This is a genomic window from Blautia sp. ZXY-1-B12, from assembly GCF_056339915.1.
Window position 1 is genome coordinate 19,851 of record NZ_JBWJVP010000195.1, and the last position, 7,928, is coordinate 27,778.

The following is a 7,928-nucleotide window of genomic DNA, read 5'->3' on the forward strand; positions in this document are numbered from 1 at the left end:
CATTTGGAGTGGCAGAACAAGTATGGACTTTAGAACAGATAAACTGCTCCATGGCGGTGATTACAACCCGGAACAGTGGTTAAAGAGGCCGGATATTCTGGCAAAAGATATTGATATGCTGGAGGAGTCTGGCTGTAATGTAGTAAGCCTTGGGATTTTTTCCTGGTCTACACTGGAACCGGAAGAAGGTGTATTTCATTTTGAATGGCTGCAGGAAATCATTGATAAGCTTTATAAAAGAGGAATTTCTACAATTCTGGCTACACCGTCAGGTGCAAGACCCAAATGGATGGCAGACAAGTATCCGGAGGTACTTCGTGTAGATGAAACACGCCACAGAGCCTTATTTGGATTCAGACATAATCATTGTTATACTTCTCCTGTTTACAGAGAGAAGGTACATATTATTAACAAAAAGCTGGCACAGGAGGTTGCCACACATCCGGGTGTGATCCTGTGGCATATTTCCAATGAGTATGGCGGAGAATGTCATTGTCCGCTGTGCCAGGAAGCATTTCGTAACTGGCTGAAAGAGAAATATCAGACTATTGAAAATCTGAATGATAAGTGGTGCACCACTTTCTGGAGTCATACTTATAACAGCTTTGACCAGATCGAGAGTCCGTCTAAGATTGGTGAGACACAGCTTCATGCACTGAATCTGGACTGGAAACGATTTGTTACTCATCAGACAGCGAATTTCATTCATCATGAGATTGCAGCATTGAGAGAGGGAGGAAGCACACTTCCGACTACTGCTAATCTGATGCATTATTTTGGCGGTTTAGATTATTTTAAGATTGCAAAAGAGATTGATGTGGTTTCCTGGGATACTTATCCGACATGGCATAAAGAAGCAGTGATCGATACAGCTTATGACAATGGTATGTGCCATGATCTGATGCGTTCTCTGAAAGGAAAGCCGTTCTTCCAGATGGAATCCTGCCCGACTTCTACAAACTGGCAGAGTGTGAGCAAATTAAAGAAACCGGGAATGCTTTTTGCACAGTCCATGCAGGCAATTGCACATGGCGGAGAAGGTGCTCTCTATTTCCAGATTCGCCAGAGCAGAGGTGCTTCTGAGAAGTTCCACGGAGCAGTGATCGATCATTACGGTGGAAATGATACAAGAGTGTTTAAAGAAGTTTCCAGGGTTGGAGAAGTTCTGAAAGAGTTAAAAGAACTGGCAGGAACAACTGTGAACAGCTCGGTTGCCATGCTTTATGACTGGGACAGCCAGTGGGCAATGGAGGACAGCCAGGGACCCAGAAATAAAGGGCTTCATTATCTGGAAGCAATGCTGAAATTCTACAGAGGTTTCCGTAAGCAAGGCGTGAATGTGGATGTGATCGATATGACCTGTGAACTGGATAAATATAAAGTACTGGCTCTTCCAATGGTTTATATGTTCAAGGAAGGTTTTGCCAAAAAGGTTCGTGCGTTCGTGGAAAACGGCGGTACATTGATCACAAGTTACTGGTCCGGAATTGCAGATGATACAGACAGGTGTTATCTGGAAGGAACACCACATGGACTGATGGATGTACTGGGAATCAGAAGCACAGAAATTGACGGCCTTTATGACTGGGAAGAAAATTCTTTTGTTCCTGTGGCTGGCAATGAACTTGGACTGGATAAGACTTATACATGTAAATATCTGTGCGACCTTGTGGAGCTTCGCGGAGCACGTACTTTAATGACCTACGGAAGTGATTTCTATGAAGGCTATTCCTGCCTGACAGTGAATGAATATGGCAAAGGTAAGGCATGGTATGTGGCAGCAGATGCTGATAAAGAATTCTATGGAGACTTCCTTGAAAAAGTGCTCAAAGACAGCGGCGTTTCCTGCGGAATCAAAGAAGAAATCCCGGATGCACTGGAGATCACAGTGAGAGAGAATGAAAATGAGAAATATTATATTTATCAGAATTTCGGAACAGAAGCTGTAAGCATTCCCGTACCGGAAGGCGAGATCAGCTGGATTTATGGCAATGGCAGTGATAAACTTAAAGTTTATGGTCTTGTAGTTGCGAAGGTTATCGTGTAAAATAAATAACGATGGATGAGGAAATCCCTTCACTTTAAGCAGAGATTGAGACTGCCTGGTGAAGGGATTCTTTTTTACTCAGGTTTAACCGGGAAAATGATACAAAAAGTTTTTAATTGTATCAGGAAAGGTATAGAAATATGATTTCAAAAACTCAGATCAGATATATGGCAAATTCTTCATCATACAGTAAAGGTGCAGAACTTTATGCAACAGGAAAAGTTTTGGATATGGATGTAAAAAATATGGGTGCGTCTGATGAAATTGTTGCATCTGTAAAAGGCAGTGGAAGAAATATCTATGAAGTAGATGTATCAATCGATACAGAGAATGATGAAGTTGATACCTGCTATTGTGAATGTCGGGCATATGCAGAATATGGTGGACTTTGTAAACATTGTGTAGCGGTTCTTCTGCAATATAATGATTATGAAAATGATATGGATAGTTATGATTACGGACAATCTGTAGAAAAAATTGTAAAAGGTGGTCTGACCCATACGATCAGAAAAGGAGTGCAGATGCATACCACGCCGGAATTGGCTTCATTATTGCAGAAGCAGGCAGTTGCGAAGTCTCTTCCACTGATTCAGGGAAGCACTTATGGAAAAGTAAGGCTGGAACCATATTTTAATTTTGACGGAAGAACATTTACAGTAGAATTTAAAATAGGAATTAATAAAATGTACGTACTGAAGGATGCATTTTCCTTTGATGTTCATATAGCAAATCAGGATGATTATAAATATGGGAAAAATCTTCAGTTTGTCCATACAATAGAATCCTTTGCCGAGGAATCCAGACCGCTTGCGAAATTTATCTGTAAATGGGCAGACAACAACAGGCAATTTCACAGATCCTCTTCCTATTATGGATACTATATGGGAACTCTGGAAAAGGTAAGGCATCTGGAGCTGTCAGGAAATGAACTGGCAGAATTTTTGCTTTTGATGGAAGGAAAGACATTGCAGGGAGAATCCATAGGAACCAGAAACACAACCTGGGAAATAACCAGAGAACATCTTCCGAGAAAAATGACCATAACAGGTGCAAAGCAGGGAATTGAACTGAAGGTAAGCAAATTTACGTGTGCGGCAAATACGGAACAGTATAAAATTTGCTTTTATGATAAAAAGATTTATATTGAGAATGTAGAAGAGCTTTTACCTGTTAAGGATTTTCTGGACAGTTTGTCTTTGATCCCCGGTGAGAAAGCGTTTATAGAAAATAAAGATGTACCGGCATTCTGTCAGGAACTTTTACCGGTGATCCAGAAGTTTTTTAAATGCAGAATGGTTGAATTTCATCCGGAAAATTATGGAATGGTTAAACCGGAGTTTCGATTTTATCTGGATGCACCGCAGGAAAATATGGTTACATGTAAGGCGACTGTTAAGTATGGAGACAGGGAATTTTCTTTATATACAACGGACGATATTGCAGCAAGGGATATGAATAGAGAAACAGTTGTCAGAAATGTGATTCATAAATATTCGAATGCTTTTAATCCATTTGAACAGTGTGCGGTAATTGCGGATGATGAAGAGATGGAATATGAATTTCTGACAGAAGGAATTCAGGCACTGCAGGCAGTGGGAGAAGTATTTATTTCTGATGCGCTGAGACGGATTGAAGTCCGGAATTCGCCAAAGGTTACAGTAGGTGTTTCCCTGAGTGGAAATCTGCTGGAGCTGAGTATGACAGCAGGAGATATTTCAAAGGAAGAACTGATTGACATTCTTTCCAGATATAATAAGAAGAAAAAGTTCTATCGTCTGAAAAACGGAGCTTTTGTAAATGCAGCAGACTCGGGTCTGGATACAGTGGAAGAACTCAGGGCAGGGCTTCAGCTGACGGATAAGCAGATGAAGCAGGATAAGATTGAAGTACAGAAGTACCGTGCGTTGTATTTGGATGCACAGTTGAAAGAGAATCCGGTTGTTTCGGCAGTAAAGGATAAATCTTTTAAGTCGCTGGTAAGAAATATGAAGACCATTGAGGATAATGATTTTGAGGTGCCGGAGAGCCTGGATAAAGTTCTGCGGGAGTATCAGAAACGGGGATTTCTGTGGATTAAGACATTGAATTATAATGGATTCGGCGGAATACTTGCAGATGATATGGGACTTGGAAAAACGTTGCAGGTGATTGCATTTCTACTGTCAGAATTTCTGGAAAGAAGGAATACTGTTGTTGAAAATATAGCAGTAAAAGAAACTGCAATGTTAAATATGCAGAGTGAAATTGAGACAGTGGAACAGGCGTGCAAGGCAGCAGAGGCGCAGAAAGCTGATGGAAAGAAGGCAGATGGACAAACTGGAAAGCTGCAAAGAAATACATTAATTATAGCTCCTGCATCATTGGTATATAACTGGAGCAGTGAAATTCAACGTTTTGCACCGGAGCTTACAGCAAAGATGGTGACAGGGACTGCAGCAGAGAGAAGACAGATCCTGGCAGAAGCAGATTCTGAGGATATTCTTCTGACTTCCTATGATTTGCTGAAAAGGGATATCAGCGAATATGAAGGATATAAGTTCAGATGTGAGATTATTGATGAAGCTCAGTATATCAAGAATGCAAACACTCAGGCTGCGAAAGCAGTAAAAGAGGTTCAGGCAGACTTCAGGCTGGCTCTTACAGGAACTCCGGTGGAAAACCGCCTGAGTGAATTGTGGAGTATATTTGATTATCTGATGCCCGGTTTCCTTTACAGTTATAAGAAGTTCAGGGAAGAAGTTGAAATTCCGGCAGTTCAGAATTCAGATGAAGATGCAATGAAACGTCTGCAGAAAATGATCCGGCCGTTTGTACTCCGAAGATTGAAGAAGGAAGTGCTTACAGATCTGCCGGATAAGCTGGAAGAGAATATGTTTGTACAGCTAACAGGAGAGCAGCAGAAGCTTTATGATGCACATGTGAAACGGATGATGCTGATGCTGGATAAGCAGTCCGAAGAAGAATTTAAGACCTCAAAGATTACAATTCTGGCAGAGCTGACAAAATTGCGCCAGATCTGTTGTGATCCGTCTCTTATTTTTGCAGATTATAAAGCTGATTCTGCAAAAGTGGATATGTGCCTGAATATGATCAGTAATGCAGTGGAGAGCGGACATAAGATTCTGTTGTTTTCGCAGTTTACGACAATGCTTGACCATCTTGCGAAGCGCCTTGAAGAGGAGAAGATCAGTTACTATATGCTGACTGGTTCTACAAGTAAGGAGAAGCGTGCACAGATGGTAGAGAACTTTAACACAGATAACACACAGGTATTCTGTATTTCTCTGAAGGCAGGAGGAACCGGTCTGAATCTGACGGCAGCAGATATTGTAATCCATTTTGACCCATGGTGGAATCTGGCAGTGCAGAATCAGGCAACGGACAGAGCACACAGAATTGGTCAGAAGAATGTAGTGAATGTATACAAGCTGATCGTGAAGGATACGATTGAAGAAAATATTTTGAAACTGCAGGAAAAGAAACGTGAACTGGCAGATCAGATCCTGGAGGGCGAAGGGCTTAACGGAGGCAGCTTCACAAAAGAGGAACTGATGGAATTACTTTCCGGGAAATAACCGCTTGATTGCAGTTAAATGGCATTTTTTGTAAATACAGAAATGTATATTCTCCCTGTTTTTCCACATAATAACCATACAACACATGATATGGAAACTGAAGGGTACAAAGACAGTAAACTTCGATAAAAGGAAAAACAGGAGGAAGAAAAGTGCATGAAAGCGACAGGAATTGTTCGGCGCATAGATGATCTGGGGCGTGTGGTCATTCCTAAGGAGATCAGAAAAACGCTGCGGATAAAAGAGGGGACACCACTGGAGATTTTTACTGACCGGGAGGGGGAGATTATTCTGAAAAAGTATTCCCCTATCGGAGAACTGAATGTTTTTGCAAAGGAATATGCAGAGGCGCTGGCGCAGTCAAGCGGGATGGTAGCGTGTATCACAGATCACGATCAGGTAGTGGCTGCTGCGGGACAGGGAAGCAGGGAATATATGGGAAAACCTATCAGCAAAGCTCTGGAAGATGCAATTACGGAGAGAAGCTCTGTGTTTGCCAACGGAAATGACAGAGGCAGGATACCTGTGACTCAGGAACAGAGAGAACCTTTGTATTCCCAGATCATGCAGCCTATTATCAGTGCAGGAGATACAGTAGGTTCGGTTCTTTTACTGGGAAAGAATGAAAGAGATGTGATGGGTGAATCAGAGAAGATGCTCATCAGAACAGCAAGCGGATTTCTGGGAAGACAGATGGAACAGTAAAATTAATAGAATCTTCAGCAGCTTATAGTGGCGGCTGAGGATTCTTTTTTGTATAATAAGAAGCAGTTATGATTTTCTGGAATTGTTATAGTAATAAAATTGTTATGGCAATGAGAGTTGGAAAGGAGACATATTATATGGCTGCAATATATCTGGCACCGTTTTATCTGTTGGTATGCGTGTATATCCTGCTTCGCAGCCTGCACTGGTTTCAGGTACTGCATACGGTTTTTCGGAATGTGTGGGTGTGCAGGGGGATTGGACTTGTATATTTATTTGTAGTGTTTAGTATACTGATCGCATTTATGGCACCTGCATCAGGATTCAGGAGATTTATGAAGCTTCTGAGTAATTACTGGCTCGGTGTTTTGATGTATACACTTATGACTCTGGGAATCGCGGATGGATTGAGACTGTTACTGAAATATCCTCTTAGAAATTTTGCCTTTCCGGGGAGAGAATTGCTTTTCAGTAATATGGGAACTGCTGTTGTGGGAGCTGTCTGTGCGGTGATCATTTCAACAGTCAGTATTTACGGAGTGCTCAGTGCCGGAAATATACATACAACGAAGTACAATATTTCTGTTGATAAAAAGGCAGGAAATATGAAGGAATTAAATGTGGTTCTGATCGCAGATCTTCATCTGGGATATAATATTGGATGCAAGCAGATGGAGCAGATGACAGAGAAGATCAATGAGCAGAATCCGGATTTGGTGGTAGTGGCAGGAGATATTTTTGACAATGAATATGAGGCACTGGATGATCCGGAAAAACTGGCAGAGATATTGAGAGGAATTCGGTCGAAGTATGGTGTGTATGCATGTTACGGAAATCATGATATTCAGGAAAAGATCCTGGCAGGCTTCACCTTTGGCAGTAAGGAAAAGAAAGAGAGTACCCCGGAGATGGATGAGTTTCTGGAGAAAGCGGGGATTACGCTTCTGAGAGATGAGTATGTGCTCATTGATGATTCTTTTTATCTGTATGGAAGACCGGATTATGAGCGTCCGGGACGGGGGATTGATAAACGAAAGACTCCGCAGGAAATCACAGAGGGTATGGATGTGTCACTGCCAGTGTTGGTTATCGATCATGAGCCGAGAGAACTTCAGGAACTGGCGGATACAGGTGTGGACGTAGATCTCTGCGGACATACCCATGACGGACAGGTATTTCCGGGAAATATTGTGATCAGATTCTTCTGGGAAAATCCCTGTGGTTATCTGAAAAAAGGAAATATGCATAATATCGTTACATCCGGTGTAGGGCTTTTTGGACCGAATATGAGAGTTGGGACTAAAAGCGAAATTTGTGATGTCAGCATATGTTTTAACTGAATCAAGTAAGTCCCCGGCTTCAACTGCCTGTTGATTTTTGCGGTTGGAGCCGGGGACTTGTCTGTTTTGTTACTCTTAATCTGAGTTTATGCTCAGTCGAGAGCTTTCTCACTCATTTCTTCCAGAAGATCTTTTTTCAGATCCCAGAGTTTCTGAGAAAGGTCTACATATACTTTCTGAGGATTTACGAAACGTCTGGATTCATCCCAGAGAGTATTCTGCTCTTTCTGGCAGTATTCGCGAAGTTCCATAACAGATGGA

General features: G+C 41.8%; 4 protein-coding genes and 1 pseudogene. 4 read left to right on the forward strand and 1 reads right to left on the reverse strand.

What is annotated here, in order from left to right; translation table 11 throughout:
* The first annotated feature begins 22 nt into the window (after positions 1 to 22).
* From AC075L_RS11680 to AC075L_RS11695, 4 genes are all read left to right on the forward strand, one after another.
* A complete protein-coding gene (locus tag AC075L_RS11680; RefSeq protein ID WP_025578984.1) occupies positions 23 to 2,047 on the forward strand; it encodes a beta-galactosidase in 2,025 nt (674 codons plus the stop codon).
* 140 nt (positions 2,048 to 2,187) lie between these two features.
* The gene (locus tag AC075L_RS11685; RefSeq protein ID WP_025578986.1) at positions 2,188 to 5,622 is read left to right on the forward strand and encodes a DEAD/DEAH box helicase; all 3,435 of its coding nucleotides are present in this window, start codon (positions 2,188 to 2,190) and stop codon (positions 5,620 to 5,622) included.
* Between the two features lie 156 nt (positions 5,623 to 5,778).
* A complete protein-coding gene (gene spoVT / locus AC075L_RS11690) occupies positions 5,779 to 6,327 on the forward strand; it encodes a stage V sporulation protein T (protein ID WP_025578988.1) in 549 nt (182 codons plus the stop codon).
* 137 nt (positions 6,328 to 6,464) lie between these two features.
* The gene (locus AC075L_RS11695) at positions 6,465 to 7,667 is read left to right on the forward strand and encodes a metallophosphoesterase (RefSeq protein ID WP_025578990.1); all 1,203 of its coding nucleotides are present in this window, start codon (positions 6,465 to 6,467) and stop codon (positions 7,665 to 7,667) included.
* 92 nt (positions 7,668 to 7,759) lie between these two features.
* On the opposite strand, the pseudogene AC075L_RS11700 reads toward AC075L_RS11695, so the two are convergent.
* Positions 7,760 to 7,928 (reverse strand): annotated as a pseudogene (locus tag AC075L_RS11700) (nicotinate phosphoribosyltransferase); the annotation flags it as partial.

Coding starts and splice junctions, on each gene's coding strand:
- AC075L_RS11680 (WP_025578984.1), top strand. CDS start 23: ATGGACTTTAGAACAGATAAACTGCTCCATGGCGGTGATTACAACCCG.
- AC075L_RS11685 (WP_025578986.1), top strand. CDS start 2,188: ATGATTTCAAAAACTCAGATCAGATATATGGCAAATTCTTCATCATAC.
- spoVT (WP_025578988.1), top strand. CDS start 5,779: ATGAAAGCGACAGGAATTGTTCGGCGCATAGATGATCTGGGGCGTGTG.
- AC075L_RS11695 (WP_025578990.1), top strand. CDS start 6,465: ATGGCTGCAATATATCTGGCACCGTTTTATCTGTTGGTATGCGTGTAT.